The sequence below is a fragment of the Kitasatospora sp. NPDC041917 genome (assembly GCF_055589745.1).
In genome coordinates this window covers 1-1,233 of the sequence record NZ_JBVJBI010000123.1, presented here as the reverse complement: position 1 = coordinate 1,233, position 1,233 = coordinate 1, and the positions used below count along the sequence as shown (strand labels likewise).

1 protein-coding gene and 2 pseudogenes are annotated in these 1,233 nt (G+C 73.6%); 2 read left to right on the top strand and 1 reads right to left on the bottom strand.

Going from position 1 to position 1,233, the window contains the following annotated elements:
* Window positions 1-220 (bottom strand): annotated as a pseudogene (locus tag ACZ6EM_RS40465) (hypothetical protein); the annotation flags it as partial.
* Window positions 221-472: 252 nt separating this feature from the next.
* Between ACZ6EM_RS40465 and ACZ6EM_RS40460 the strand changes: the two are divergent.
* Complete coding sequence (locus ACZ6EM_RS40460; RefSeq protein WP_401048878.1) at window positions 473-985, top strand: SigE family RNA polymerase sigma factor; 513 nt, start codon at window positions 473-475, stop codon at window positions 983-985.
* Window positions 978-1,233, top strand: a pseudogene (locus tag ACZ6EM_RS40455) (hypothetical protein); the annotation flags it as partial. The gene ACZ6EM_RS40460 and the pseudogene ACZ6EM_RS40455, both read left to right, overlap by 8 nt.

The window sequence follows — 1,233 nt, the reverse complement described above, 5'->3', positions numbered from 1 at the left end:
CGGCAGTCGCACCGGTAACGGCCGAGCCGCTGCCGGGGACCACCGAGGCGCCGGCCGAGCCGGCGTCGGAGGCCGTGGCGGTGGGCGTACCGGCGGGCTTGCCTTGGGCCGTGGGGGTGGGCGTGGAGGTGCCGGTTGCGGCAGTGGCCATTCCCCCTGCGGTCGCGATGGCCGCGGCGGTGACGGTGGCGGCGATGAGCATGATCGGGCGGATACGCATGAATTCGTGTCCTTTCCTGCGGGCGTCCGGCTGATGCCGGCACCCCTGTACGCCTCTTGACGCCGGGCAGGTCGCACCCCGCGCACGTGATCCAGGTCATAGGTCGTGGGCGCAACGCCTGGACGGGGCTCGTGCGTACAGGGCGGGAGGCTCCGCCCAGGACGCACGGATCCACCGCCGCGGCCGAGGAGTGCTTCCTCGCGCACCGCCTGTGCCGCGAGCCGACGGACAGCCCCGGAAGAGAGGCCCTTGATGACGCCACAGGAGTTCGACGCGTTCTACGCGGCGTCCTTCTCCCGCCTGACCGGGCAGCTCTACGCGATAACCGGCAACTGGTCCGAAGCACAGGACGTGGTCCAGGAGGCCTTCATCCGCGCGTGGGACCGACGGCGCACCTTCGACCCGGGCAACGCCCCGGAGGCATGGATCCGGACCACGGCCCGGCGGCTGGCCGTCTCCCGCTGGCGACGTCTGGCCCGGGGCCTGCACTTGGCCGGACGCCACCACCGTCAGGAACCACCCACCGTCGAGCCGCCCACCGAGGAGCACCTGATGCTGGTCGCCGCGCTCCGCGACCTGCCCGAGGCACAGCGGAGCGCCCTGGTCCTGCACCACATGTGCGACCTCTCCGTCGAGCAGGTCGCGGCCGATACCGGCGCCAGCGTCAGCGCCGTCAAGAGCCGCCTCGCCCGCGGCCGGGCCGCGCTCGCGGCCAGACTCGCCGACCGGGCCCCGACCGGCGAGGAAGGAAAGCTCCGTGTCTGACCCCATCCACGACACCCTCGCCGACCGGCTGCGGCTGCTCGGCACGCAAATGCCCGCACCGACCCTGCCCGCTGCGGAGATCCGCCGACGCGCCGACCGGCGCCGCCACCGCCGACGGGCCCTGGGCGCGGTCGCGGCCTGCACGGCAGCAGCCCTGTGTCTGGCTCTCCCGTCCGCGCCGCACTCACCGGGACCACGACAAGGAGCAGCCACCACAGAGACCCCCTCCGTGCCGGCTTCCCCCCACC